Raw genomic sequence first — 25,902 nt, forward strand, 5'->3', positions numbered from 1 at the left:
TAGGTCTCGACTACGCTCGACCAGACATTTTATTTATTTATATTTTATCTCTTGCTCTCTCTTTCATTATGCTCAATGACCAATGTTTTGCGATTAGCCAAAGTACATTTCATTGAGATTTAATGTATCCCAATATGATGGGTTTGATAAATTGTTTTTATTTCGTCTATAATTGTAACATCATCAATGGTTGATGGAATGTTATATTGTTGTTCGTCTGCGATATTTCGTAACAATTTACGAAGAATTTTACCGCTTCTAGTTTTTGGTAATCGGTTAACTACCAATACGTCTTTAAATGAAGCGACTGCGCCAATCTCATGACGCACATCTTTGATAATTTCATTTTGAATGGTATCATTATCATTTGTGTTATCTGACTTTAAAACTACTAAGCCTAGAGGTTTTTGTCCTTTTATATCGCAATGCACTCCAAATACAGCACATTCGGCTACAGATTTATGAGAGGCTACAATTTCTTCCATTTCGGCAGTAGATAATCTGTGACCAGCAACGTTTATAATATCGTCTACTCTACCTGTTATAAATATGTAGCCATCTTCATCTTTATAACCACCATCGCCAGAAAAATAATACCCTGAAAATTTGTTTAAATATCCTGATTTAAAACGTTCTGTGTTTCCCCATAAATTCATTAATGTTCCTGGAGGTAATGGTAATTTGGCAGCAACATAACCTTCTACACCTGCTTCTACTTCGTGACCTTCTTCATTTAAAATTTGAATATCATAACCACTTACCGGAAAGCTTGCCGATCCTGGTCTTATTTCTTGTAACTGTACACCAACCATATTTGCTAGCATTGGCCAACCGCTTTCTGTTTGCCACCAATGATCTATTACCGGAACTTGTAGTTTTTCTTGGGTCCAAGTTAAAGTTGCTACGTCGCAACGCTCGCCAGCTAAGAATTGATATTTTAGACAGGATAAATCATAGTTTTTAATCAATTGCCCTTCGGGATCTTCTTTTTTTATCGCTCTAATGGCTGTTGGTGCTGTAAACATGACTTTTACATTATGCTCGCTAATAACACGCCAAAAGGTTGAAGCGTCTGGTGTTTTTATAGGCTTACCTTCAAAGAGAATAGTTGTGTTTCGGTTTAATAACGGTCCGTACACAATAAAACTATGACCTACAACCCAACCTACATCACTAGCTGCCCAATAGACATCATCTTCATTGACACCATATACGTTTTTCATTGAGAATTTTAACGCAGTAGCATAGCCTCCAGTATCTCTAATGATGCCTTTTGGTTTTCCTGTTGTGCCGGAAGTATATAAAATATAAGAAGGATGTGTTGCTGGTAAAGGTATAGCATCTACTGCAGAGGATGTTTCTACTAAAGTTTTATAGTCTACATCATAACTTTTTTTAGGAATATCTACATCTTGATTTCTATCAAACACAACAACATATTCTGGTTTGTTTTTAGCTTGTGCAATAGCATTGTCTACATAAGGTTTATATGGAATGATGCGTTGTATTTCGATTCCATTTGAAGCGGTAATAACAGCTTTTGGTTTGCAATCGTCAATACGAATGGCTAACTCATGCGGCGCAAAACCACCAAATACTACCGAATGTATGACTCCTATCCTTACACATGCTAGCATAGCATATAAGGCTTGCGGTATCATAGGCATGTAAATAATACAGGTATCGCCTTTTTTTAGTCCTAAACTTAGTAATCCGCCAGCAAGTTTAGAGACTTCTTTGTGTAATTGATTATAGGTTATATGCTGTTTGGTATTGGTAACTGGCGAGTCATAAATTATTGCATTTTGATTACCATAACCATCTTTTATATGTTTGTCTATACATAAATAGCTTAAGTTAAGTTGACCGTCTTCAAACCATTGAAAATAGTCATGTTGGTCTTTAGACAAGATGGTATTTGGTTGTTTATACCAGTCTAATTGTTGCGCTTGTTCTTTCCAGAATTGTTCTGGATATTTAATACTTTTTTTATAGAAATCTTGATACGGCATAACTAAGCTTTTTTAGAGTTAAAAAGACCGAACCAATTAGGGTTAAGTACTTTAAGCTTAATTAAAGCCCAAATTATAGCTACAAAAGATAAACCAACTACAATAGATAACATTGGTGTTACAATAGTTTGGCTTTGCCATTTAAATCTAAGGTATAACGTAGCAACAACGTAGATACATATTATTATATCTGATGCTAGTGGATTGATACGAAGTTTCATTGTCTTTATATTTTAATTAAATACTTGCTTGTTTGCACACAAAACCAATATTTAATTAGTCATATTAAGACTAACTTTTATGTTTTTAAGCGACAAGTTCCATAATTTCTGAAACTATTTTTTTTACTGAAAAGGGTTTGGTTAAATACTTATCTGCACCTAAATTTAGTCCTTTTTCTATATCTGACGCTTTATTTTTAGCGGTTAAAAAAACCACTTTTATATCTTTTAAATTTTTATCTGATTTTATGTATGACAATGTTTGGTAACCATCTACATTAGGCATCATTATGTCTAACAATATAACGTCTGGCGTTTGGGTTTTTAATATCTCTAACGCTTCACTTCCGTCTCTTGCTATATACACTTCAAAGTCTTGTTTTTTAAAGGTATACTCTAAAGACATTACAATGTTAGGCTCATCATCTACAATTAAAATCTTCTTCTTCATATAAAAATGTTGTACAATTTACTTAAAAGGTAGCGTAAAAACAAGACTTGCGCCATTTTTTAACCCTTTTTTAGCCCAGATTTTTCCGTGATGTTTTTCTATGATTTGTTTTGTAATAGCCAAACCTAATCCGCTTCCTTGTGGTTTTATTGTGTTTTGGTGTTGAGATTGATAAAATTTATCAAAGATATAATCATGATCTTCTTCTGGTATCCCTTTACCATTATCACTTACAGAGACTTCTATATGTTGCTTAAAAACCGAGTAATCTACAACTATTTCTCCTGTTTTAGGAGCACAAAATTTTAACGCATTAGATAATAGGTTTGTAAGTACTTGTAGGATGCGGTCTTCATCATACTCTAAATACAGTTGGCTTTTGTTTTTATTAATTATACGTATTTCTTTTTTTGCTGCAATATGGTTTAAACTAGATATTGCTTTTGTTATAGTACTACATATGTCGTTACGATTAATATCTAGATTTAGACGTCCGGTTTCTAGTTTTTCAAAATCTAAAATGTTATTAATTAAGCGTCCTAGACGATCTGAATCCTGAAGTATATTTTTTAAGAACTGTTGTTTTATCTCTTTAGGCATATCATCGTCTTCATCCATTAATAGCTCGGTTGCTGCACGTATACCTGTTATTGGTGTTTTAAGCTCGTGTGCTACAGTGTCTAAAAATTCGTCCTTTTGTCTATCTTTTACTATAAGCTCGTTATTAGCTTGTTTTAATTGTGATGATAACTGAGATAACTCTTGAGATTGCTCTAGCAACATTTTATTGTTTACAATATTTTCTTTAGACTCCTCTAAAATTTTAAGCACTTCTACCAAACTAATTTGTTCTTCTTTGACGACACTTGCTATTAATATTTTAGCTGAAGCAGCACCAATGCTACCGGTTAGTAGTTTTTCTGAAAAATTAATTAATCTAGCATCTGCTAACTGTGTGTCTTGAGGTAGTTTATATTTAGTAAAAAAGATATTTAAAGCACGGTTGGCTCTATATTCTCCTAAAAAACGAATTAATACATTTTTTATATCATTAACGTACGCTTCTCCTTTCCATACTAAAGCGCTGTCTTGTAAGGTTGTAAAGTTTTTACTATCTACATACATCTCGGCATAATTACGTTCTCTATAATTTCCTTTATAGATTAATGAAAATACTAAGTAAAACATAACATTAAAAGTTATGCTCCAAAAAAATGCATGTGCAGGTGGACTTAAAAAGTCTAATCCAAATAAGGCATAAGGCTTCAATGCTTCTACACCAAAAAGCCCCAACCGAGTAAAAGAATCTTTACCTACAAAAGCATCTAAAGTGAAGGGTAACACCAAGGTATACAATACTGTTAAAGTCCCAACAACCATACCTATAATAGCTGCTCTTGCAGAACCACGATTCCAATATAAACCAATAAAAAATGACGGTGCTAATTGTGCTATAATAGTAAAGGATATTAACCCTATAGAATATAAGGAAAGCTCTTTAGAAAACGATATATAAAAAAAATACGCTACAATTATTATGGAGAATATTGATATGCGTCTTATATTTTTAATGTATTTAGAATTTCGTTCAGGTTGATTTTTAATGAATTTATCTAAAAACCCATAAGGTATAATTAAGTTATTACTAACCATTGTTGATAATGCTAAAGTAGATACAATAACCATTGAAATTACTGCTGAAAAACCACCTAAAAAAACAAGGGTTGCTAAAAACGAATGACCTTGCTCTAATGGCAAGAACAGTGTGTAATATTCGGCATTTTGAGTATTACCAAAACTTAATTTTCCTGCCCAAGCAATAAAGATTACAAATACATTAAACAGTAATAAATATAACGGAAACATCCAGATAGCATGTTTAAGGTGTTTTTCTCTATTATTTTCTAGTACTGCAACTTGAAATTGTCTTGGTAACAAGAATATAGCCATAAAAGACAATCCCATAGTAAAAAGCCAATTAAAACCTTCTTCTAAGCTATCTATAGTGGTTAGCGGTATTAAATTGTCTATTTTGGATATTTTATTGTAAATATCTGTAGTGCCATTAAACAGGTGAAACGTAACATATACACCAATAATTAAAAAGAATAAGAGTTTTATAATAGACTCAAAAGCTACCGAAGCAATAATCCCTTTATGTTTTTCGGATGCATCGGTGTTTTGTGTCCCAAAAAAAGCAGCAAAAATGGCTAATAGCAAGGCGACATAAAACGTAGAGTCGTCTATTATTGACGTAGAAATATAGCTTGTATCATCAGACATTATTTCAAAAGTCTCAGATACTGCTTTAAGTTGTAAAGAAATGTAAGGTAAGGTACCAATTAAGCAAATACCTGTTACTAAAGCGCCTAAAAACCTATTATTACCATAACGTACAGAAATGAAATCTGCTATAGACGAAATTTTATGTTGCTTAGAAATACGAATAATTTTGCGCAATACCGTAATCCATAAAGGCGCAGCAATAACAGGTCCTAAATAAATAGTTAAAAAATTAATACCAGAATTTGCAGCAATACCAACGCTACCATAATAGGTCCATGCAGAACAATAAACAGCTAAAGATAACGTATAGACATAAGGGTTGTTAACCCATTTGCTTTGTCGTTTTTTTTCAGCAATAAAAGCAATGTAAAACAACACTGCTAAATACAATACAATTATAACTACTAACGCATAATTACTCATAATGACGTTTTAAAACTATAAACGAAATTACTCCTGAAAGTAACCAAGTAGAAAATATAAACACATAAAAATAAGGCACGCCAAACACATGTCCATTAATATTAAAAATAAGTACAAAAGGTATATTAAGCATTAAAAATAATGCTATGGAGAGGACGATTAGTTTTTGCTCGTGGCGTTTTTTCATATAAATATTTAAATAGAATACTAATATAATTAAAAATCAGCATTACAGTTTGTAATGCTGATTTTAACTAACTAAATTAAAATATGCTCTTAATTATTTTAAGATAAAGAACAATGTTTTAATGTGAAGAAGCTTCACCTGCTCCCGATGGAATACGAATGTTTTCCACCATATCTTGTACATCTTGAGGCGGTGCAGGTGTTAACCTTGATACTACTACCGAAACTACTACGTTTATTAGCATTGCTACAGTACCAAACCCTTCTGGAGATGTCCCAAACCACCAGTCTTCTGCAGTACCACCACCAAACATGTTTAATTTAAATTTCATCATATAGAATAACATAATTACGATACCTACAACCATTCCTGAAATAGCACCTTTGCTATTCATACGCTTATCAAAAATACCTAAGATAATCGCCGGAAAGAATGACGCTGCTGCTAGACCAAATGCTAGTGCGACGACAGCTGCCACAAACCCTGGAGGATTAATACCAAAGTAACCAGCAATTAATATAGCTACAAAAATAGATACACGTGCCCAAGTTAATTCGCCTTTGTCAGAGATATCTGGTTTTAATTGCTTTTTAATTAAATCGTGAGATACTGACGTAGAAATTACTAATAGTAAACCTGCTGCTGTAGATAAAGCTGCTGCTAATCCACCAGCTGCTACTAAACCAATTACCCAGTTTGGTAGGTTTGCAATTTCAGGATTTGCTAATACCATAATATCTCTATCTACATATAGCTCGTTAGAGGCATCACTTACATTAGCTACCATACGTTGTCCATATTGCCCTCTTTCTTCGGTATATACAGGTTTTTTACCATCTAAAGCGTTGCCAGCTACATATTGAATTTTTCCATCGCCATTTTTATCTGACCATGCTATTAATCCTGTATCTTCCCAATTTTTAAACCATTCAGGAATTTCAGAGTATTCTTTATTACTTACTGTTTCGATTAAGTTAGTTCTAGAAAATACTGAGATTGCAGGTGCAGTTGTATAAAGAATAGCAATTAATAATAATGCGTATCCTGCAGATTTACGTGCATCTTTAACTTTAGGCACGGTAAAGAAACGTACAATTACGTGTGGTAATCCTGCTGTACCAGTCATTAAAGCTAAAGTAATAGCAAATACATCCCAAGTACTTTTAGTTCCGCTAGTATATTCGTTAAAACCAAGTTGCGTATGTAATGCATCTAATTTGTCAAGTAAAAATTCACCGCCTTCAACAGTTCCTCCCATTCCTATTTGAGGTATGATGTTTCCTGTCATTTGCATAGAGATGAAAAACGCTGGTACCATAAACGCAAAGATTAATACACAATACTGTGCTACTTGCGTATATGTGATTCCTTTCATTCCTCCTAATAAAGAGAATACTAAAACCACAGCCATACCAATAATTACACCTAAATTAATATCTACTTGTAAGAATTGTGAAAATACAATACCTACACCACGCATTTGTCCTGCAACGTATGTAAATGAAACAATTAAGGCACATATTACAGCTACAGTACGTGCAGTGTTAGAATAATATCTATCACCAATAAAATCTGGTACAGTAAACTTACCAAACTTGCGCAGATAAGGCGCTAAGAGCAACGCTAATAGCACATATCCTCCAGTCCAACCCATTAAATAGACTGAACCATCATAACCAGCAAACGAAATAATACCCGCCATACTAATAAAAGAAGCGGCACTCATCCAATCTGCTGCTGTAGCCATACCATTTGCTAAAGGTGAAACACCACCACCAGCAACGTAAAATTCTTTTGTTGAGCCTGCTCTAGCCCAAATTGCAATTCCGAAATATAGAGCAAAAGATAGCCCTACTAATAACCATGTCCATACTTGTACACTCATAATGTTTTTTGTTTTTAGTTTAGTTAAGGCTTACTCGTCGAAACCGTATTTTTTATCTAATTTATTCATCAATCTTACGTAAACGAAAATTAGAATTACGAATACATAAATAGATCCTTGTTGTGCAAACCAGAACCCTAGTTTAAATCCGCCAAGTCTTATTTCATTTAAAGCATCTTTAAAAAGGATTCCGCATCCGTAAGACACTATAAACCAAACAGAAAGCAGTATGATTAAATACTTTAAGTTTTCTTTCCAGTACGCTGTTGCGTGTTGTTGTTTATCAGACATAATGTTCTTTAGTTTTAATTAGTTGTTTATAGAAAAATGTGCGTTTGTAGTCTAAAGATATTAGTAGACTCTGCTCCTGTTGCTCCTTTGGTACCTGTAGTATATTCTGCAGTTATTTTAGCAAAATGACCGTTTATAAAATAGTTAAGTCCTAAACCTAACTCATCACTATTATTTGGCGTAAAATCCATATTTGATGTATTGTAAGTTATATATGGCATTACATTATGTTTTCTAAATAAAAGTCCTAATTGACCATGAACAACTGTTCCTGAAGATGGGACTAAACCACCAGTATTAAATCCGTCGGTATCACCATAATTATAATTGTAATAAGCACCTAAAGCGCTAATTGCTAAGTTTTCGTTTAACGGTGCATCGTAAAATGCATCTACAGCAAAGTGTGTTACAGATTCTCTATTATTTAAATCGTTTACCGCTAATGCGTCTGGATGATGGAAGAAACCAGCACCAATACTTAATACTTTTTTCTTACCTAAATAAGTACCAACTAAATAAGGCAATTTATCTGATTCTTTATCAAAGATGTCATACTTAAAATATCCTGCGTAATTCCAAACACCATCTCCTATAGTATTATCGACTTGGTAAGTTGGTGTAGCGCCTAAAACTCCTACGTTTGTTCTTGCATTATTTGCTGCTATACGATAGCTGAACTTACCTAAAGAACCTTTAGCATAAATCCCTAAATGACGTGCAAACTGATCACTTGTTGTAATATTATTCCATGGAAATAACCTTACATCAGAGTTTCCTGCTCCAGGATTATCTAAAGTCATCATGTTTAATGTACTTTGATTTGATAACCTTGAAATGCCATTCCAATAATGTAAACCAGAACCAACATGAAGTTTTCCTGGCTCTATAGCAAACTCTGCCCAAGCATCATGTAAAAACAATAAACTTCTATTATTTGCTGTTTGTGAATTTGGATTTGCGGTTAAATTGTCTGCACTTAAACTATTAAGTCCAAAGTGAGTTAAGATTAAAAATCTTGGTGAGATTTGTGCGTAAGCTAATAATCTAGACCTTCTAATAGAGTGTCGTATTCCTTTTTGATCGCTTCTAGCTTCAAGCCATAATTGATGCCAAGTAATAAACCTTATGTATTTACTACCATCTTCATTAAGATTTACTTTTAGTGGTTTGTAAGAATGGTCTACTTCTTTTTTTTCTGCTTCTTGACCATTTCCTAAAAAAGGAAAAAGCAATACTGCTGCTATTAAAAATAAGAATGTTTGTTTTCTCATAATTTTAAAGAGTTAGTTAGTGAATAATTAAATATTGGTTTTGTGTGCACTACTAAACTCTAAAAAAGAATGTGTTAACAAAAAATTAATATATAAATCTGTTAATTATATATACTAATCTTTAAAACGCTCCCATTTTATTAGCATAAATTTGTCTCCTAGCTCTGTTACAACAACTCCTGCTCCTTTAATATTTTCTGTTTTTTGAAAATAATTACCTAATTCTGTGGCGTTTAATATTTTATAAGTTGGATGATAATTAGAATTATAAGGTCTTTTAATATTATATTTTTTTACCCAATTCATTATACTTACATGAGACACGCCAAGAATACGCTCTATTTCTCTATAGGTTAATCCTTCTAAGTATAGTTGTAGTGACTTGTTTACGTAATAGTCGTCAATCTTCTTACCTATCTTATTTACCGAAAAAAAATAGTTACATTTTTTACACTTATAGCGTTGTCTATCATTTACAATTCCACTTTTAATATAGTGATCAGAACCACAATTTGGACACAAATCAATTTTCATATATATTATTTTAGCATAAATATATTAATTTAGCAATAAAAAATGATTCAAAAACTTAATTATTTATCAAATACATATTTTTAAAACCAAAAACATATAAAATTTATATTTTTTTAAGCTTATAATTAACAATAAAACAAAACCCTATAATACGGTATTATAGGGTTTTGTTTTTAACTTGTAGCTTGTATGATTATTTATGATTAAAGTAAGTATCTTCTTCTTCTGTTAATAATCTAGAGTGAATAATAAAACGGATCCCTAAAGGAATCTCTAAAGAAAAACTTGCACCTCTTCCTTCGGTGATATCGATAGTTAAATGTGTATGTTTCCAATATTGAAATTGATCTTGATTCATATAAAAAGGAACGCCTTCAATATCTCCAAGATGAATATCACTTTCATCTAAATACATATCATCTTTTTCAAAAATCATTGGTGCAGATCCATCACAACATCCGCCACTTTGATGAAAAATTAAATCGCCATGTTTTTCTTTTAGCTGCCTAACTATTGTTTTTGCTTGTTCTGTTATGTCTAATCGTTGCATTATTATAAATTTAATAAAAAAGGCTGAATTAATTTAACCCAGCCTTTATCTGCTATTATATTCTATCTATTAAAAGAAACCTAACTTATTCTTATCATAAGAGATTAGCATGTTTTTAGTTTGGCGGTAGTGACTCATCATCATTTGATGGTTTTCTCTACCAAAACCAGACTTTTTATAACCACCAAATGGCGCATGTGCTGGATAAGAATGGTAACAGTTTACCCAAACACGACCTGCTTTTATAGCTCGTGGTATTTGATATAGTTGGTGTGCATCTCTGGTCCAAACGCCTGCACCTAAACCGTAAAGTGTATCGTTAGCAATCTCTAAAGCTTCAGCTTCGTCTTTAAATTTGGTTACGCAAACTACTGGTCCAAAAATTTCTTCTTGGAAGACTCTCATTTTATTATGACCTTCAAGAATGGTTGGTTGGATAAAGAATCCGTTGCCTAAATCGCCTTCTTTATTAGCGTCACCACCACAAAGAACTTTAGCTCCTTCTTCTTTTCCTATTTTTATATAAGATTGAATTTTTTCATATTGATCATTAGAGGCTTGCGCACCAACCATACAATCTGTACTGTAAGGACTAGTTTGTACAATTGCTTTAGTACGCGCCACAACACGCTCCATAAACTTATCGTAAATATCTTCTTGTACTAAAATACGAGATGGACAAGTACATACTTCACCTTGGTTAAAAGCGAACAATACTGCGCCTTCTATAGCTTTATCTAAAAAAGCATCATCATGATCCATAACCGAATTAAAGAAAATGTTTGGAGACTTACCGCCAAGCTCCATGGTTACTGGATTTAAATTTTTAGATGCATATTGCATGATTAACTGTCCTGTTGTCGTTTCGCCTGTAAAAGCAACTTTGTCTACACGAGAGCTCGATGCCAAAGGTTTACCTGCTTCTGGTCCAAAACCATGTACCACATTAATGACTCCTGGAGGAAACACATCTGCAATCTTTTCCATTAATAAGGTTGCTGAAGATGGCGTTTGTTCTGCTGGTTTTAATACTACACAGTTACCTGTTGCTAAAGCTGGTGGTAACTTCCAAGACAACATTAATAATGGAAAGTTCCATGGAATAATTTGTCCAACGACACCAAGTGGCTCTTTAATATTCATGGATAAAGTGTTTTGATCTAACTCTGTTGCACTACCTTCTTCTGCACGAATACACGATGCAAAATACCTCCAATGATCTACAGAAAGTGGCACATCTGCATTTAACGTTTCACGGATTGGCTTACCGTTATCACAAGTTTCTACTAAAGCAAATTCTTCTAAGTTTTCTTCAATAATATCTGCTACTTTATTTAAAAGTGTTGCGCGTTCTGTTGCCGAAGTATTACCCCAAGCTTCTTTTGCTGCATTGGCTGCATCTAAAGCAAGTTCTACATCTTCTTTTTGAGATCTTGGGTATTTTGCAATTAAAGATTTATCTATTGGTGATGTATTTTCAAAATACTCACCTCCAATAGGTGCTACAAACTTTCCGTTTATAAAATTGTCATAGGATGCTTTAAATTTTGGTTTAGAGTAACTCATAGTTATTAATTTAGATTATTAGTTATTATTTAGTTTTCAATCATTATTTATTAACAATGTAACATTGATAGTTTTCATCTTATTAAAATGAATAATTATTAATTTTTGTAAAGTTATTTTGTTATATTCTCAAATTATTGAACATATTTATTATATTGTTGCACAATCCTATTATTAAGTATTTTTTAAAATACATTTTTGTATCATTGGGTATGAGTCATTTATTAAGTCAGCATAGAAAACATAGAAAATTAACTACGCTTGTAGAAAACAGAACGACTTACAATGCAGAGTTTGCAGAGTTGAATATTTATGAAACTCATCAATATGCAGAGCAAGTGTCTTTGACTTTTGATTTTCCTATAATAGCTAGCATGCTAACAGGTAAAAAAGTAATGCATATTGAAGGCATGCCGTCTTTTGATTTTTATCCAGGTGAATCTGTTGTTATGCCTACAAATAAAGAAATGGTGATTGATTTTCCTTTAGCAAAAGAAAATGATCCTACGCAATGCTTAGCCTTAGGTATTGATAGTACAAAAATTACCGAAGTTGTTGATAAATTTAATCATCACGTAAGTATTGAAAATGAAAACAATAATTGGTCTATTGACAAAAACACAAATCACTTAACCAATAATAACGAGGTTAATCATTTAATTAACCGTTTAGTTTATACTTTTACTAATAACAATAATACTTCTAAAGATGTATTATTAGATTTAATGCTACAAGAATTGATTGTTAGGCTATTACAAACTAAAGCTAAAACCTTGTTATTAAGCGATCAAAACATGTTTAATGACACCAGAATTGGTATGGTAATTAACTACATTAAACAAAACTTAACCAATAAAGATATTACCGTAGATTTACTTGCTAAAAAGGCTTGTATGAGTACGTCTCACTTTCATAAAAAGTTTAAAAACACCTTAGGTATCTCTCCTATTGATTATATTAATTCTGAAAAAATAAAATTTTCTAAAAAACTAATTAAAGCATCTAAAGACCTAAGAATATCTGAAATTGCCTTTAAAGCTGGATTTAATAATACTAGTTATTTTAATAGGCAGTTTAAAAAAATGGAAATGATGACACCTGCACAGTTTAAAAAGTTTGTTAGTCAATAATTTACTGTATTGTTTTCACGTAACGCTTTACTTCTTTCATCACTTTTGGTGCCAATAATAGTGTTGCTGTCATCGTTGGTATTGCCATTAATGCAAATACACCGTCAATTAAATTAATCATTAAGCTTAATGATGTCGTTGCACCAATAATTATACTTAAAATATAAAAATAATTATAGTAGTGTTGATGCTTTGCTCCTATTAAAAACGATAAACATTTACCGCCGTAATACGCATAAGAAAACAAGGACGAAATACTAAATACAGCAATACAAGCCATAAGTAAATATTTACCATAAATAGGCATAGCATTACTAAAAGCCGATGCAGTTAAACTAACACCGTTTGCGTCTGTTGTTTTCCAAACACCAGTAACAAGAATAGCAAGAGCTGTTAATGTACATACTACCAACGTATCAATTGCTGGTCCCATCATAGCTACTAAACCTTCACGCACAGGTTGATTAGTTTTAGCAGCACCATGAGCTAATGGGGCTGTACCAATACCAGCTTCGTTACTAAATGCGCCTCGTCTTATTCCTAAAATAATTAATGTACCAACAACACCTCCAAATAACGCATCTTCTTTAATAAAACTTGCTGTAAAAGCATCTGTAAATATAAGCTTGAAGTAATAAGGAACACTTTCTATATTAACAATTAAGATAAAGAATACTAACACAAAATATAGTATGACCATGCTAGGTACTAATTTTGAAGTGACTTTACTAATTCTATTTAAACCACCTAAAATAACCACAGATGTAATTGCTACTAAAACTAAACCGATGATTAAATTTGAAGTAAAATTAACCTCAAATCCGTTAGGTATCAGTACAATATCGTTAATAGCTTGTGTTAGTTGATTGACATTAAAAACCGGCAATGCACCAATTAATCCGCAAAGACTAAAAAATACCGCTAAAGGTTTCCAAGATTTACCCAAACCTTCAACAATAAAATACATTGGTCCGCCTTGTGTTTTTCCTTCACTATCTTTTCCTCTAAACATGATAGCCAAACTTGAAGTAAAAAATTTTGTAGACATACCAATAATGGCACTAATCCACATCCAAAACACAGCTCCTGGTCCACCAACAGCAATAGCAACAGCTACACCAGCGATATTTCCCATACCAATAGTAGAAGACAACGCGGTAGTTAAGGCTTGAAAATGAGTAATATCACCTTCATCTAACTCGTTATCATACTTTCCTTTTAGTACATCTATTGCGTGTTTAAAATATCTAAAAGGTAAAAACCTGGATAGAATTAAAAGGTATAATCCGCCACCTGTTAATAGAATTAATAAAGGAAATCCCCATACTGCAGAAGAAAACGCTTCTACCCAAGTATTAATCTGTTTATACATACTAACTGTTTTGAAAAAGTAAATATAGTATATATTTGTAACCTAATAACTAATGACCATTTTGAAACCAACCCGTCTTTTTTTCTTAGATGCTGTACGTGCATTTGCTATTTTGATGATGCTACAAGGTCATTTTATTGATACACTTTTAAACCCAGTTTACAGAGATAAAACCAACATAGCATATACTATTTGGGAATATTTTAGAGGCATTACAGCTCCAACTTTTTTTACCATAACGGGTTTAGTATTTGTCTTTTTGCTATTGCGTGCAAAAGCTAAAAATGAGGATAAATACCGTATAAAAAAAGGGTTTAATAGAGGTTTATTATTGATTGGTATTGGGTATGCGTTACGGTTTTCGTTTTTAAGCTTATTTAAAGGCGAAATTAATATGTACTTTATTGTTATTGATGTCTTACAATGTATTGGACTGTCTTTAATTTTAATTATTGGTCTTTACCTGATTACCTTAAAAAAAGAAACTGTTTTTGCGCTTTTAATGTTAATTATTGGTAATATCATTTTTGTAACCGAACCATTGTATCGTACGCTACACATTGAAGGTGTTCCTAAATTTTTAGCCAATTACATCACTAAAGAAAACGGTTCTGTATTTACTATGATACCATGGTTTGGTTATGTTTGTTTTGGCGCTTTTATAGCTGTTTTGTTTCATAAATTTGGTCACAAATACCGATACAAACAATTTAAAATCACCGGTTTTTTAGTCGTTGGGTTTATATTACTTTTTTGGTCTTCACCTTTTTTAACCTTTTTAACTCAAATTACTGGTATACAACTTTTTGATGATAGCGCTAACTATAATTATCTGTTTACTAGATTAGGTAATGTATTGGTTATTTTTGGGCTATTTTACACCTTTGAGCGGTATTTAAAGCAAGCCGTTATCACTAAAATTGGACAAAAAACCTTGTCTATTTATGTCATTCATTTTATTGTTATTTATGGCAGCTTTACTGGTATTGGTTTAAAGCATTTTTTTTATAAATCTCTAACACCAACACAAGCTATTATTGGCGCTATTTTATTTATGGTTGTTGTTTGCTTTATTTCTTTCCACTACGCCAAAACCAATAAGTTTATCTATACTAACCTTTTAACTTTTGCTAATAAATTATTAAAAAAGACTAATGATTAGTTAATTATTTTATTATAACTAAACAATTGGTTAGTTTTGTAAAAGAAATTAATTTATGCCTAGAAGTAAAACATATAATGAAGAAGACGTTGTAGAAAAAGCCTTAAATGTTTTTTGGCAGAATGGCTATGAATCTACTTCTATGCAAATGCTAGAAAAAGCAATGGGTATAAATAAATTTTCTATTTACTCTAGTTTTGAAAGTAAACACGGTTTATTTTTAGAATGTTTAAAACACTACAAAAAACAAGTAAAACATAATATTGATAAACTTAAAGCAGGAAATAAAGGTATTGAAGATATTAAACAATTTTTTTATGATTCTGTAAGTTCTAATTTTAAAACCGACCAACCTAAAGGTTGCTTTGTAACAAATACATATAACGAATTTTCTAGCAAAGAAGATAAATGTATTAATGAGCAAATGACAAACTTTATGAATCAGTTAAAATCTATTTTTAGACAAAAAATAGAAATGGATACTAACAAATCTAAAAAACTAGTTACAAAACAAACAAATTACCTGTTGTTAGCTAAACATGGTTTAGCAGCAGCATCTAGAGTTAATACTAAAGAAGAAATTGAAGATTATATAGATATGATTTTTAAAAACTTGTAAAAGTTTTTTTTTAAACAATAACTAAACGAACGTTTAGAATTAATTAACATTTAAACAATAAAAAAAATGACAACTTTAAAAATTCAGAACATTGAAAGTGCACCAGAAGCATCAAAACCATTATTAGAAAAATCTCAAAAAGCATACGGAATGATTCCTGGTTTACATGGTGTGTTAGCTAGTTCTCCAAAACTATTAGAAGCCTATCAAATATTACACGAGTTATTTTCAGAATCTTCATTTAATGAAGAAGAATTAACAGTAGTATGGCAAACCATTAATGTAGAACATGCTTGCCATTATTGTGTACCTGCACATACTGGTATAGCCAATATGATGAAAGTAGACGAAAAAATTACAGAAGCTCTAAGAAACGAAACACCTTTAGAAGATTCTAAATTAGAAGCTTTACGTACATTGACATTATCAATTGTTAGAAACCGTGGTAATGTATCTCAAGAAGATTTAGATGCTTTTTATGCAGCAGGATATGAAGAAAAACATGTTTTAGATATCATATTAGGTTTATCTCAAAAAACAATAAGCAACTATACAAATCATATTGCAAATACACCAGTAGATGATGCTTTTAAAAAGTTTGCATGGTCAAAAAAATAAAATCAGATATTAATTAATAATTTTAACCCTTCTGAAAAGATTTTAGAAGGGTTATTTTTTTAACACAAAATCTCTTTATGTTTTTTATAACATAACTTTAATAGTTATTTTAATTGGTATAGTAGTTGTTTTATTTAATTTGAAATTTATAATCAATAACACATTAATAAAATAACTAATAATGAAAAAAACATATACAATATTAACCTCTATCATAGTTTTAATAATTACCTCTTGCGCAACAACTAAAAATGCAGAATTATATAAAACCAGTTGGGAATTAGAGTATATCTCTGGAACAAAAATCGCTTTTCAACGTTTATATCCAAATAAAAAACCGACAATAACATTTAATAAAGACAAACATAAAGTACAAGGCAACAATAGCTGTAATGGGTATTCTGCAAACTACACAATTAAAGATAACGCTATATATTTTAGTGAGCCTGGACCAAGCACTATGATGTATTGCGGTCAAGGAGAAAAGATTTTTTTAAATATGATGGAAAAAGTTAATCGATATCGTTTTGACGGAAACGGAAAACTTAACTTAATGCTAGACGATGTAACAATTCTTAGATTTAAAAAATTAAAAAAATAGACTAATAAGTTGATTAAACCTATTAAAATGAATGTTAAACCTAACAAACCAAAAGTTTTATTTTTTGATGTTAACGAAACACTATTAGACTTAAGTCCTTTAAAACAAAAAATTAAAACCGTTTTAAACCATCAGGATTATTTATTGTCTTTATGGTTTACAACGCTTTTACACTACTCTTTAGTAGTTTCATCTAGTAATCAATACAAATGCTTTGGACAAATTGGCGCTGCATCTTTACAAATGATTGCTGCAAATAATGGTATAAAAATATCTTTAGAAAAAGCTAATAACATTGTTACAAACGCATTACAAAACCTACCACCTTACAAAGATGTAGAAGATGGCTTAACATTATTAAAAGAAGATGGTTTTAAGTTAGTAGCTTTAACTAACTCAGATAACAATAGCCTTAAAATTAAAATTGAAAATGCTGGTTTAACTCATTATTTTGATGATTTGTTAAGTATAGAATCTGTTGGTAAGTTTAAACCTTTTACTAAAACTTATCATTGGGCTTCTAAAAAGATGAATATTAAACCTGAAGATAGTATGCTAATAGCAGCTCATGGTTGGGACGTAGCTGGTGCTTTATGGGCTGGTTGGCGTGCAGCATTTATAAGCAGACCTGGTAAACAAACATTTCCTTTAGCTCCTGAGACAGAAATTAATGAAAGTGATTTAATAAAAGTTGCTAACGTTTTAACTAAATACTCTTGATAATACAAGTTTACTGATGGTAAAGCAGGTTTGTTTATTGTTAAAAAATAAATGTGACATTACTAAATATATATCATATTATTATTAAACACATAAACTTAATTAAAGTAAACTGCTTATAAAAAAACAATTGGATTATGTAAACTATAAGAAAACATTATATAAATAACATTTATAAAAAAACACTTGTATAAAATCACATTTAAACCTATTATTGCAGCATTAAACGATTTTATTTTTAAATAGTCAATCTTGCTAATAATATCTAAATTACATTAAAAGAATCATAGAGATTATATACTTTATTAATAGTATAGATATAAAATATTATAACCTTTAAACAGTAATCCCTAAATATTAATATATGAAACAAATCTACCTTTTAGTTACAACAATTTTTCTAATTTCAAATGCAGTTACTGCGCAATCTGATTTAATCGATTTAATATACCATGTAGACTCTGGTGAAGGTGTATTTACTACAAAATTAGACGGCACTTCTAAAAATCTATTAACTTCTTATTCACCTAGTTCTACATCTTTAGCACATGATATAGAACTTGATGTAGACAATAGCCATATGTTTGTATTAGACCAAAATGGTAAAAACTTGAGACAGTATAATTTAAATGGTACTAATAATACATTAATTTATTCTTATACTACTGTACCAAGAGACATTGAATTAGATTTGATTAACCAAAAAATATACCACGTTGTTAATGGAGAAGTTTTTACAACCAATCTTGACGGAACAAACAAAAATTCACTAATAACATACACACCTTCTGCCACAAACCTATTAAACGGTATAGAACTAGATCTTATTAATAATTATATTTACATTTTAGATACTAATGGTGATAATATTATTAGATATGACCTTAATGGTAATAATAGTACAGTTGTTTATAATTATACTGGAGGCACACAATACCCAACAGATTTTGCTTTAGATGTAGAAAACAACAAAATTTATCATATCAGTAGAGACAATACTGCAGCCGAAATTTTCACAACAGACTTATTAGGAAATTCAAAAACTGTTTTATCAACATATACAGCTGGTGCTTCTTTATTATATATTGATATTGAACTAGATACAAAAAACAATCATATGTATTTATTATCTACTAATGGTGATTTACTAGATCGATTTAATTTAGACGGGACAAATAAAACTCAAATTCAAACTTATTCTGGTAGCCTTCCTAAAGATATCGTTTTATATATAATTGATCCTGCTTTATCTCTTAATGATACCAAAATTAATGACACTAAAATAGCAGTTTACCCAAACCCTTCTTCTAATTATATTCAAATTTTGGGACATGAGAAAAATAAAGAAGAAACTTCATTTTCTATTTATAATATTAATGGAGCTAAAGTAAAAAACGGAATTATAAAAGAAAATGAACAAATTGACATTAAAGACTTTTCCAACGGAATATATTTTTTAAAACTTGACAACAAAAATGCTGTTAAATTTATAAAAAAGTAATCTTGCTTACTAACAATGTATAATTAAGTAAAACAGATTATACAACACAATTAAACGAAACTCCAAAAAAAAGCTCACAAAACGTGAGCTTTTTTTTATTGATATATTTTATTTAAAAATCTAAGCGTTTAAATAATCTAACACATTAGCTTCTATCCTACTTTCTATGTTAGAGACGTCTGCTTTTACAAAAGTTTCGCCCATAATGTTCTCGTATAACTCTATGTAACGGTCTGATACAGTTTGTATGTAATCGTCACTCATTTCTGGTACGGTTTGTCCTTCTAACCCTTGAAAATTATTAGCAATTAACCATTGGCGTACAAACTCTTTAGACAGTTGTTTTTGGGCTTCGTTATTATCTTGACGCTCTTGGTAACCATCGGCATAAAAATAACGAGAAGAGTCTGGCGTATGTATCTCGTCTATCAAGACTATCTTACCGTCTTTAGTTTTACCAAATTCGTATTTAGTATCTACCAAAATTAATCCGCGTTTTGCAGCAATTTCAGTTCCTCTAGCAAATAATTTGCGTGTGTAATCTTCTAAAATCGTGTAATCTGCTTCGCTAACAATACCTCGTTTTAAAATATCTTCTCGTGAGATGTCTTCATCATGATCACCCATTTCTGCTTTTGTAGCAGGTGTAATGATAGGTTCTGGAAATTTATCGTTTTCTTTCATTCCTTCTGGCATAGCAACACCGCAAAGTGTGCGTTTACCAGCTTTATATTCGCGTGCAGCGTGACCCGATAAATAACCACGTATTACCATTTCTACTTTAAAAGGTTCGCATAAATGACCAACAGCAACATTTGGATCTGGTGTTGCGGTTAACCAATTTGGGACTAAATCTTCGGTTGCTTTCATCATACTTGTCGCAATTTGATTTAAGATTTGTCCTTTGTACGGGATACCTTTTGGCATAACAACGTCAAAAGCACTTAGCCTATCTGTTGCAATCATGACTAATTTGTCGTCGTTAATATTGTAAACTTCTCTTACTTTTCCTTTGTAGACACTTTTTTGACCAGGAAAATTAAAGTTAGATTTTATAATGGTGTTACTCATTTTGATTTACGAATTACGATTATGGGTTTATGGATTGTATTATTTTGACACGAATTCATTAATTGTCACAAATTATAAACGTCTATTTATAACTGATAAACACTGAAATTTCAATAGAAAAGCGCAAAGTTATTTTATTTTTTTGATTTCTTTTTAATAATTATCACAAACTGCCAACAGATAACTGCTAACTAATGCCTACTCTCTATTTTCAATATTTTTGTAAGCTGCAATAATCTTTTTTACAAGTTTATGTCTAATTACATCTTTATCATCTAAAAACACCATACCAACGCCTTCTACATTTTTAAGAATTAACAATGCTTCTTTTAATCCAGAAATAGTGCGTCGTGGTAAATCTATTTGTCCAGGATCACCAGTTAATAAAAACTTAGCGTTTTTACCCATACGGGTTAAAAACATTTTCATTTGTGCGTGTGTTGTATTTTGACCTTCGTCTAAAATAACAAATGCATGATCCAATGTACGACCACGCATAAAGGCTAGTGGTGCTATTTGAATTATGCCTGTTTCTATATAATTGGCTAGTTTTTCGGCAGGAATCATATCGCGTAAAGCGTCGTATAACGGTTGCATATACGGATCTAATTTCTCTTTTAAATCGCCTGGTAAAAAACCTAGATTTTCTCCTGCTTCTACCGCTGGTCTTGTTAAAATGATACGCTTAACTTCTTTATTTTTTAAAGCTTGCACCGCTAAAGCAACACCAGTATATGTTTTACCTGTTCCTGCAGGACCAATAGCAAAAACCATATCATTTTTACGCATTAACTCTACCATACGACGTTGGTTAGCTGTTTGCGCTTTGATAATTTTACCATTTGCACCGTGTACTATGGTTTCTCCGCTATGTTCTGATGTTGTATAGTCTTCTTTACTTTGGCTAGTCAAGACGCGTTCTATAATATTTTCATCTAACTTATTGTACTTACCAAAATGCTCAAATAACATATTTAAACGCCTATCAAACTCTTCTAGTAGATCTTCATCACCGTAAGCTTTAATTTTATTTCCTCTAGCTACAATTTTAAGTTTTGGGAAATATTTTTTTAATGTAGTAATGTGTTCGTTTCCAGTTCCAAAAAATTCTTTTGGAGAAATCTCTTCAAGTTCAATAATTATTTCGTTCAAAAGCGTTTAAATTTTAAATTAATCTGTACAATTTTATTAGTTTTGTTGGCATAAATGCTACTAAACAAACTTACGCAATTTTTGCGTGTTGTATATTAAAAAAATATCAACAAAATTAATGGCTATCATCACTTTAACAACCGATTTTGGAGAGAAAGATCACTTTGCTGGCGCAATTAAAGGCGCTATTTATAGTGAGTTACCAGATGTTAGAATTGTTGATATCTCTCATTCTGTATCTCCTTTTAATATCTCTGAAGCTGCTTACATTATTCAAAATGCGTACAGTAGTTTTCCTAAAGGGACCATTCATGTTATAGGAATTGACTCTGAATTAAACCCAGAAAACAAACATATTGCTGTAGAGCTTGATGATCATTTTTTTATTTGTGCTAATAACGGGATTATGAGCATGATTGCAAATGTTATTGTCCCTAAAAAAATTGTTGAAATAAATATACATGATAAAATAGAAACTAGTTTTCCGGTTTTAGATGTGTTTGTAAAAGTAGCGTGCCATATTGCACGAGGAGGAACTCTAGAAGTTATAGGTAAAGCTATTAATAGCATTAAACCAATAAAAAATTTAGTGCCTTATGTTAATGACGAAAAAACACAGATAATAGGCAGCATAATCTATATAGACAATTACGGAAATGTAGTTACTAATATTAGAAAATCGTTTTTTGAACAACTACAAAAAGGTAGAGCTTTTGAAATTTCTGCTAGAAGCCATAAATTTAAAACTATACATAACAAATATAGTGATATAGTAAATTTTGAAATCCCCGAAGCTCAGCGTCACGATGAAGGACGCGGTCTTGTTGTCTTTAATAGCTCAAACTTTTTAGAAATTGCAATTTACAAAAGCAACACAAATACTGTTGGTGGCGCAAGCACATTAATGGGACTAGGATTAAGAGATACTGTAACTATTAACTTTAAAAAATAATCGCAAAAAATGTTTGTTAGAATTGTAAAATTGAGTTTTGCTGAAGAAAATATAGACGTTTTTAAAGCTAATTTTGAAACAGTAAAACATAAAATCAGAGCTTTTGAAGGTTGTCAACTACTAGAATTATATCAAGATAAACACAATAGCAATATCTTTTTTACGTATAGTTATTGGAATACAGAAGAAGATTTAGAACATTATCGAAATTCTGAATTATTTAAAGGTGTTTGGGCAAAAACAAAACCTTTGTTTAACGCAAAACCTGAAGCATGGAGTGTAGATAAGATTGCTTTATTACACTAACTGTTTTCTTTGGTTGATAAATAGAGTTTTAATAATAAAACTTTTAACTTTACACATTAAAGTATTGTATAATTAAATCTTTAAACACTTAACATCAATAAATGCTAGCCATTCTAAAAAAAGAAATTAACTCGTTTTTTGCCTCACCAATAGGCTATTTAGTTATAGCAATTTTCCTATTACTTAACGGACTGTTTTTATGGTTGTTTAAAGGCGAATTTAACATCTTAGATAATGGTTTTGCAGATCTATCTTCGTTTTTCTTGTTATCACCTTGGATATTAATTTTCTTAATTCCTGCGGTAACCATGCGTAGCTTTAGTGACGAGAATAAACAAGGTACTTTAGAGTTATTATTAACCAAACCTATTAGCACATTACAGCTTGTTTTAGGTAAATATTTTGGTGCCTTTTTATTAATTATCATAGCACTAATACCAACTCTACTTTATGTATATACAGTTTATCAATTAGGTAATCCAGAAGGTAATTTAGATGTTGGTAGCACTTTAGGGTCTTATTTTGGATTGTTATTTTTAGTTGCTGCATATACTGCTATTGGTGTGTTTGCCTCTACCCTTTCAGACAATCAAATTGTAGCTTTTATTATTGCTGTATTTTTATGCTTTTTCTTTTATATAGGTTTTGAAGGTATTGCAGATTTTACTTCAAGTAATTTTATAGATAATTTAGGCATGTCTGCACATTTTAAAAGCATGAGTCGTGGTGTTTTAGACACTAGAGATATCATATACTTTTTAAGTATTACTGCATTGTTTGTCTTTTTTACAACACAAATAATAAATCGTCAAAAAGCATGATAATTACCGTTCCTTTAGTTATATCGTTTATTGTAACTTTTGTTTTGGTTTGGCTATTTGTAAAAACCATCGGAAATAAAAAGTGGCTAAGCTTTTTAATAGCTATTGTTATTACACCTTTTGCCTATTTTTACTTGTTATATCCTATGGTAAATATATTTAGTAGTTATCATCATGAAAAATATTTTAATGCTGAGGATTGGGAAGACTATCCTGCACAACGCTTTGAGATGATGAGCGATATTTTAAACGATACTACTTTTATAGGAGAAACCAAAGCCGAAATTAAATCTAAATTAGGAAAAGCAGAATGGTATGGTTGGGACGATGCCATTAAAGCAAACTCTAAAGACAAATGGAACTATAATTTAGGTTTTAAACCTGGTGCGTTTACTAAAGATCAAGAGTGTTTAGAATTTGTCTTTAAAAACGATACTTTACAATCTATAAGAAACTATCAACTTGAGAAAAAATTTGAATAAGTCACTTAAACATATCATCATAGTTATTGTAGCTATTGTTGCTATAAACCTTATTAGCACTAAGGTTTACAAGCGTTTCGATTTAACTACAGATCAGCGTTATACGCTAAATGAAGCTACTTTGGATATTATAAAAAAAGCCGAAACTCCTATCGTAATTGATGTCTTTTTAGAAGGTGAAGATTTTCCATCAGAATTTAGACGTTTGCAAAGTGAAACCAAACAATTGTTAGAAGAGTTTAGAGCTTACAACGACAATATTTCATTTAAGTTTATAAATCCTACCGAAGACGAAGACACACGTGATCAAGCCATCAAACAACTTAATGCACGTGGTTTAACACCAATGCAGTTAAATGTTCAAGAAAACGGTAAACAAAGTCAAGAAGTTATTTTTCCCTGGGCATTAGCTAGTTATGATGAGGTTACAGTAAAAATTCCGTTAGTAAAAAATAAAATTGGCGAAACACAACAGCAATTAGTTACCAATTCTGTACAGCATTTAGAATATGCTTTTGCAGATGGTATTAGTAAATTAGTCAATCCTAAACGTCGTAAAATTGCAGTTTTAAAAGGTAATAACGAAATGGATAATCTAAACATTGCAGATTATGTCAAAACACTTCGTGATTATTATTTTATAGCGCCTTTTACTTTAGATAGCGTTAGCAATAATCCAGAAAAAACATTAAAGAGTTTACAAGATTTCGATTTAATTATTGCTGCAAAACCAACCGAAGCCTTTACAGAAGAAGAAAAATTTGTATTGGATCAATATACTATGAATGGCGGAAAAAGTCTTTGGCTAATAGACCAAGTTGCTATGGATAAAGACAGTTTGTATAACGACTTTGGTAAAAATGTAGCTTTAGCTAGAGACTTAAATTTAACCGACTTTTTCTTTAAATACGGCGTTAGGATTAATCCTGTATTAGTTAGCTCTATGTACTCTGCACCTATCGTATTATTATCTGGTGAAGGCAGCAATACCAGAGCAGAACGTTTCCCTTGGACGTATTCACCACTAGCACAAGGTATTAGTACACATCCAGTGGTAAACAACTTAAACTACATAAAGTTTGATTTTGCTAGTCCAATAGACACCTTAAAAAACAATTTAAAGACCGTTAAAAAGACGGTTTTACTACAAAGCGCACCACTTTCAAAATTAGAAGGTACACCGCGTGAGATTAGTCTAGATGAAGTTAATAATCAACAAGATCCTGCATCATTTAATAAAGGCTCTCAAAATCTAGCCGTATTATTAGAAGGTAAATTTACTTCGGTATATAATAACCGTGTAAAACCTTTCGATTTAAAAGATGTAAAAAACGAAAGTGTGCCAACTAAAATGATTGTAATTTCTGATGGTGATGTGATTAAAAATGAAATTGATAGAAATGGACCTAAAGAATTAGGATATGATTCTAAATTAAATCAGTTTTTTGGTAATAAAGAATTTTTAGTAAACGCTGCTAATTATCTGCTTGACGATAACGGACTTATAAACATTCGATCAAAAGAAATTGCTGTTGCGTTTTTAAATTCAGAAAAAATCACAGAAGAAAAAACCAAATGGCAACTCTTAAACATCTTATTACCATTGGTGTTGTTAGGTATTTTTGGTTTTAGTTTTAACTACTTCCGTAAGAAAAAATACGCCAAATAAGTGTTAATAAGTTTGTTTCCTAATTAAACACATTAACAATATATTTGTA

26 protein-coding genes are annotated in these 25,902 nt (G+C 31.1%); 12 read left to right on the plus strand and 14 right to left on the minus strand.

Annotated features, from left to right (window positions below; all coding sequences use genetic code 11):
• Positions 1 to 119: 119 nt before the first annotated feature.
• From ACEQT4_RS00615 to ACEQT4_RS00665, 11 genes are all read right to left on the minus strand, one after another.
• Positions 120 to 2,012 (minus strand): acetate--CoA ligase, encoded by a 1,893-nt coding sequence (locus tag ACEQT4_RS00615; protein WP_370225531.1) that lies wholly within the window; start codon positions 2,010 to 2,012, stop codon positions 120 to 122.
• A gap of 2 nt (positions 2,013 to 2,014) precedes the next feature.
• On the minus strand, positions 2,015 to 2,233 hold the full coding sequence (locus ACEQT4_RS00620; RefSeq protein ID WP_027879893.1) for a hypothetical protein: 219 nt from the start codon (positions 2,231 to 2,233) through the stop codon (positions 2,015 to 2,017).
• A gap of 85 nt (positions 2,234 to 2,318) precedes the next feature.
• On the minus strand, positions 2,319 to 2,684 hold the full coding sequence (locus tag ACEQT4_RS00625; protein ID WP_027879892.1) for a response regulator transcription factor: 366 nt from the start codon (positions 2,682 to 2,684) through the stop codon (positions 2,319 to 2,321).
• 18 nt (positions 2,685 to 2,702) lie between these two features.
• Entirely contained in the window at positions 2,703 to 5,393 is a 2,691-nt protein-coding gene (locus tag ACEQT4_RS00630; protein WP_370225533.1) for an ATP-binding protein, read from the minus strand.
• Entirely contained in the window at positions 5,386 to 5,580 is a 195-nt protein-coding gene (locus ACEQT4_RS00635) for a hypothetical protein (RefSeq protein ID WP_370225534.1), read from the minus strand. Before ACEQT4_RS00635 ends, ACEQT4_RS00630 begins: the two co-directional genes overlap by 8 nt.
• A gap of 118 nt (positions 5,581 to 5,698) precedes the next feature.
• The gene (locus tag ACEQT4_RS00640) at positions 5,699 to 7,465 is read right to left on the minus strand and encodes a sodium:solute symporter family protein (RefSeq protein ID WP_370225535.1); all 1,767 of its coding nucleotides are present in this window, start codon (positions 7,463 to 7,465) and stop codon (positions 5,699 to 5,701) included.
• 30 nt (positions 7,466 to 7,495) lie between these two features.
• Complete coding sequence (locus ACEQT4_RS00645; protein ID WP_027879889.1) at positions 7,496 to 7,756, minus strand: DUF4212 domain-containing protein; 261 nt, start codon at positions 7,754 to 7,756, stop codon at positions 7,496 to 7,498.
• Between the two features lie 26 nt (positions 7,757 to 7,782).
• Positions 7,783 to 9,027, minus strand: a complete 1,245-nt coding sequence (locus tag ACEQT4_RS00650) for a hypothetical protein (RefSeq protein ID WP_027879888.1) — start codon at positions 9,025 to 9,027, stop codon at positions 7,783 to 7,785.
• 114 nt (positions 9,028 to 9,141) lie between these two features.
• Positions 9,142 to 9,561, minus strand: coding sequence for a helix-turn-helix domain-containing protein (locus ACEQT4_RS00655; RefSeq protein WP_223076580.1), 420 nt, complete (start codon positions 9,559 to 9,561; stop codon positions 9,142 to 9,144).
• A gap of 193 nt (positions 9,562 to 9,754) precedes the next feature.
• On the minus strand, positions 9,755 to 10,111 hold the full coding sequence (locus tag ACEQT4_RS00660) for a DUF779 domain-containing protein (RefSeq protein WP_223076579.1): 357 nt from the start codon (positions 10,109 to 10,111) through the stop codon (positions 9,755 to 9,757).
• Positions 10,112 to 10,180: 69 nt separating this feature from the next.
• Positions 10,181 to 11,677 (minus strand): aldehyde dehydrogenase family protein, encoded by a 1,497-nt coding sequence (locus tag ACEQT4_RS00665; protein ID WP_370225537.1) that lies wholly within the window; start codon positions 11,675 to 11,677, stop codon positions 10,181 to 10,183.
• Between the two features lie 212 nt (positions 11,678 to 11,889).
• On the opposite strand from ACEQT4_RS00665, the gene ACEQT4_RS00670 reads away from it, so the two are divergent.
• A complete protein-coding gene (locus ACEQT4_RS00670; protein WP_370225538.1) occupies positions 11,890 to 12,807 on the plus strand; it encodes an AraC family transcriptional regulator in 918 nt (305 codons plus the stop codon).
• A gap of 1 nt (position 12,808) precedes the next feature.
• Here ACEQT4_RS00670 and ACEQT4_RS00675 read toward each other — a convergent pair whose 3' ends face one another.
• Positions 12,809 to 14,179, minus strand: coding sequence for an alanine/glycine:cation symporter family protein (locus ACEQT4_RS00675; protein ID WP_370225539.1), 1,371 nt, complete (start codon positions 14,177 to 14,179; stop codon positions 12,809 to 12,811).
• 52 nt (positions 14,180 to 14,231) lie between these two features.
• Here ACEQT4_RS00675 and ACEQT4_RS00680 point away from each other — a divergent pair, with 52 nt between their 5' ends.
• From ACEQT4_RS00680 to ACEQT4_RS00705, 6 genes are all read left to right on the plus strand, one after another.
• Entirely contained in the window at positions 14,232 to 15,341 is a 1,110-nt protein-coding gene (locus ACEQT4_RS00680; protein ID WP_370225540.1) for a heparan-alpha-glucosaminide N-acetyltransferase domain-containing protein, read from the plus strand.
• A 55-nt stretch (positions 15,342 to 15,396) separates the two neighbouring features.
• Positions 15,397 to 15,960 (plus strand): TetR/AcrR family transcriptional regulator, encoded by a 564-nt coding sequence (locus ACEQT4_RS00685; RefSeq protein ID WP_370225541.1) that lies wholly within the window; start codon positions 15,397 to 15,399, stop codon positions 15,958 to 15,960.
• A gap of 66 nt (positions 15,961 to 16,026) precedes the next feature.
• The gene (locus ACEQT4_RS00690) at positions 16,027 to 16,578 is read left to right on the plus strand and encodes a carboxymuconolactone decarboxylase family protein (RefSeq protein WP_027879880.1); all 552 of its coding nucleotides are present in this window, start codon (positions 16,027 to 16,029) and stop codon (positions 16,576 to 16,578) included.
• A 181-nt stretch (positions 16,579 to 16,759) separates the two neighbouring features.
• Positions 16,760 to 17,179, plus strand: coding sequence for an META domain-containing protein (locus ACEQT4_RS00695; RefSeq protein ID WP_370225543.1), 420 nt, complete (start codon positions 16,760 to 16,762; stop codon positions 17,177 to 17,179).
• A 27-nt stretch (positions 17,180 to 17,206) separates the two neighbouring features.
• Positions 17,207 to 17,899 carry a haloacid dehalogenase type II gene (locus tag ACEQT4_RS00700; protein ID WP_370225544.1) on the plus strand — a complete coding sequence of 231 codons (693 nt, stop codon included), beginning with the start codon at positions 17,207 to 17,209 and terminating at the stop codon, positions 17,897 to 17,899.
• 364 nt (positions 17,900 to 18,263) lie between these two features.
• Entirely contained in the window at positions 18,264 to 19,400 is a 1,137-nt protein-coding gene (locus ACEQT4_RS00705) for a T9SS type A sorting domain-containing protein (RefSeq protein ID WP_370225546.1), read from the plus strand.
• Between the two features lie 120 nt (positions 19,401 to 19,520).
• Here ACEQT4_RS00705 and ACEQT4_RS00710 read toward each other — a convergent pair whose 3' ends face one another.
• Positions 19,521 to 20,471, minus strand: coding sequence for a phosphoribosylaminoimidazolesuccinocarboxamide synthase (locus tag ACEQT4_RS00710; protein ID WP_027879877.1), 951 nt, complete (start codon positions 20,469 to 20,471; stop codon positions 19,521 to 19,523).
• Positions 20,472 to 20,669: 198 nt separating this feature from the next.
• On the minus strand, positions 20,670 to 21,623 hold the full coding sequence (locus ACEQT4_RS00715) for a PhoH family protein (protein WP_027879876.1): 954 nt from the start codon (positions 21,621 to 21,623) through the stop codon (positions 20,670 to 20,672).
• Positions 21,624 to 21,741: 118 nt separating this feature from the next.
• Here ACEQT4_RS00715 and ACEQT4_RS00720 point away from each other — a divergent pair, with 118 nt between their 5' ends.
• From ACEQT4_RS00720 to gldG, 5 genes are all read left to right on the plus strand, one after another.
• Positions 21,742 to 22,575 (plus strand): S-adenosyl-l-methionine hydroxide adenosyltransferase family protein, encoded by an 834-nt coding sequence (locus ACEQT4_RS00720; RefSeq protein WP_027879875.1) that lies wholly within the window; start codon positions 21,742 to 21,744, stop codon positions 22,573 to 22,575.
• 9 nt (positions 22,576 to 22,584) lie between these two features.
• Complete coding sequence (locus tag ACEQT4_RS00725; protein WP_027879874.1) at positions 22,585 to 22,881, plus strand: putative quinol monooxygenase; 297 nt, start codon at positions 22,585 to 22,587, stop codon at positions 22,879 to 22,881.
• Between the two features lie 101 nt (positions 22,882 to 22,982).
• Positions 22,983 to 23,702 (plus strand): gliding motility-associated ABC transporter permease subunit GldF, encoded by a 720-nt coding sequence (gene gldF, locus ACEQT4_RS00730; RefSeq protein WP_370225547.1) that lies wholly within the window; start codon positions 22,983 to 22,985, stop codon positions 23,700 to 23,702.
• Positions 23,699 to 24,184 (plus strand): hypothetical protein, encoded by a 486-nt coding sequence (locus tag ACEQT4_RS00735; RefSeq protein WP_027879872.1) that lies wholly within the window; start codon positions 23,699 to 23,701, stop codon positions 24,182 to 24,184. The genes gldF and ACEQT4_RS00735 overlap by 4 nt, the downstream gene beginning before the upstream one ends.
• Positions 24,177 to 25,853, plus strand: coding sequence for a gliding motility-associated ABC transporter substrate-binding protein GldG (gene gldG / locus ACEQT4_RS00740; protein WP_370225549.1), 1,677 nt, complete (start codon positions 24,177 to 24,179; stop codon positions 25,851 to 25,853). Before ACEQT4_RS00735 ends, gldG begins: the two co-directional genes overlap by 8 nt.
• Positions 25,854 to 25,902 lie beyond the last annotated feature (49 nt).

Origin of the sequence: Mesoflavibacter sp., assembly GCF_964226795.1 — a bacterium.
Classification (GTDB): Bacteria; Bacteroidota; Bacteroidia; order Flavobacteriales; family Flavobacteriaceae; genus Mesoflavibacter; species Mesoflavibacter zeaxanthinifaciens.

What these genes read in the sequence shown, in the direction of transcription:
- ACEQT4_RS00680 (WP_370225540.1), top strand. Translation starts at nt 14,232, where the DNA reads ATGACCATTTTGAAACCAACCCGTCTTTTTTTCTTAGATGCTGTACGT.
- ACEQT4_RS00630 (WP_370225533.1), bottom strand. Translation starts at nt 5,393, where the DNA reads ATGAGTAATTATGCGTTAGTAGTTATAATTGTATTGTATTTAGCAGTG.
- ACEQT4_RS00640 (WP_370225535.1), bottom strand. Translation starts at nt 7,465, where the DNA reads ATGAGTGTACAAGTATGGACATGGTTATTAGTAGGGCTATCTTTTGCT.
- ACEQT4_RS00660 (WP_223076579.1), bottom strand. Translation starts at nt 10,111, where the DNA reads ATGCAACGATTAGACATAACAGAACAAGCAAAAACAATAGTTAGGCAG.
- ACEQT4_RS00670 (WP_370225538.1), top strand. Translation starts at nt 11,890, where the DNA reads ATGAGTCATTTATTAAGTCAGCATAGAAAACATAGAAAATTAACTACG.
- ACEQT4_RS00710 (WP_027879877.1), bottom strand. Translation starts at nt 20,471, where the DNA reads ATGAGTAACACCATTATAAAATCTAACTTTAATTTTCCTGGTCAAAAA.
- ACEQT4_RS00700 (WP_370225544.1), top strand. Translation starts at nt 17,207, where the DNA reads ATGAATGTTAAACCTAACAAACCAAAAGTTTTATTTTTTGATGTTAAC.
- ACEQT4_RS00675 (WP_370225539.1), bottom strand. Translation starts at nt 14,179, where the DNA reads ATGTATAAACAGATTAATACTTGGGTAGAAGCGTTTTCTTCTGCAGTA.
- ACEQT4_RS00690 (WP_027879880.1), top strand. Translation starts at nt 16,027, where the DNA reads ATGACAACTTTAAAAATTCAGAACATTGAAAGTGCACCAGAAGCATCA.
- ACEQT4_RS00685 (WP_370225541.1), top strand. Translation starts at nt 15,397, where the DNA reads ATGCCTAGAAGTAAAACATATAATGAAGAAGACGTTGTAGAAAAAGCC.
- ACEQT4_RS00705 (WP_370225546.1), top strand. Translation starts at nt 18,264, where the DNA reads ATGAAACAAATCTACCTTTTAGTTACAACAATTTTTCTAATTTCAAAT.
- ACEQT4_RS00720 (WP_027879875.1), top strand. Translation starts at nt 21,742, where the DNA reads ATGGCTATCATCACTTTAACAACCGATTTTGGAGAGAAAGATCACTTT.
- ACEQT4_RS00615 (WP_370225531.1), bottom strand. Translation starts at nt 2,012, where the DNA reads ATGCCGTATCAAGATTTCTATAAAAAAAGTATTAAATATCCAGAACAA.
- ACEQT4_RS00695 (WP_370225543.1), top strand. Translation starts at nt 16,760, where the DNA reads ATGAAAAAAACATATACAATATTAACCTCTATCATAGTTTTAATAATT.
- ACEQT4_RS00635 (WP_370225534.1), bottom strand. Translation starts at nt 5,580, where the DNA reads ATGAAAAAACGCCACGAGCAAAAACTAATCGTCCTCTCCATAGCATTA.
- ACEQT4_RS00650 (WP_027879888.1), bottom strand. Translation starts at nt 9,027, where the DNA reads ATGAGAAAACAAACATTCTTATTTTTAATAGCAGCAGTATTGCTTTTT.
- gldF (WP_370225547.1), top strand. Translation starts at nt 22,983, where the DNA reads ATGCTAGCCATTCTAAAAAAAGAAATTAACTCGTTTTTTGCCTCACCA.
- ACEQT4_RS00645 (WP_027879889.1), bottom strand. Translation starts at nt 7,756, where the DNA reads ATGTCTGATAAACAACAACACGCAACAGCGTACTGGAAAGAAAACTTA.
- ACEQT4_RS00665 (WP_370225537.1), bottom strand. Translation starts at nt 11,677, where the DNA reads ATGAGTTACTCTAAACCAAAATTTAAAGCATCCTATGACAATTTTATA.
- ACEQT4_RS00655 (WP_223076580.1), bottom strand. Translation starts at nt 9,561, where the DNA reads ATGAAAATTGATTTGTGTCCAAATTGTGGTTCTGATCACTATATTAAA.
- ACEQT4_RS00620 (WP_027879893.1), bottom strand. Translation starts at nt 2,233, where the DNA reads ATGAAACTTCGTATCAATCCACTAGCATCAGATATAATAATATGTATC.
- ACEQT4_RS00625 (WP_027879892.1), bottom strand. Translation starts at nt 2,684, where the DNA reads ATGAAGAAGAAGATTTTAATTGTAGATGATGAGCCTAACATTGTAATG.
- ACEQT4_RS00725 (WP_027879874.1), top strand. Translation starts at nt 22,585, where the DNA reads ATGTTTGTTAGAATTGTAAAATTGAGTTTTGCTGAAGAAAATATAGAC.
- ACEQT4_RS00735 (WP_027879872.1), top strand. Translation starts at nt 23,699, where the DNA reads ATGATAATTACCGTTCCTTTAGTTATATCGTTTATTGTAACTTTTGTT.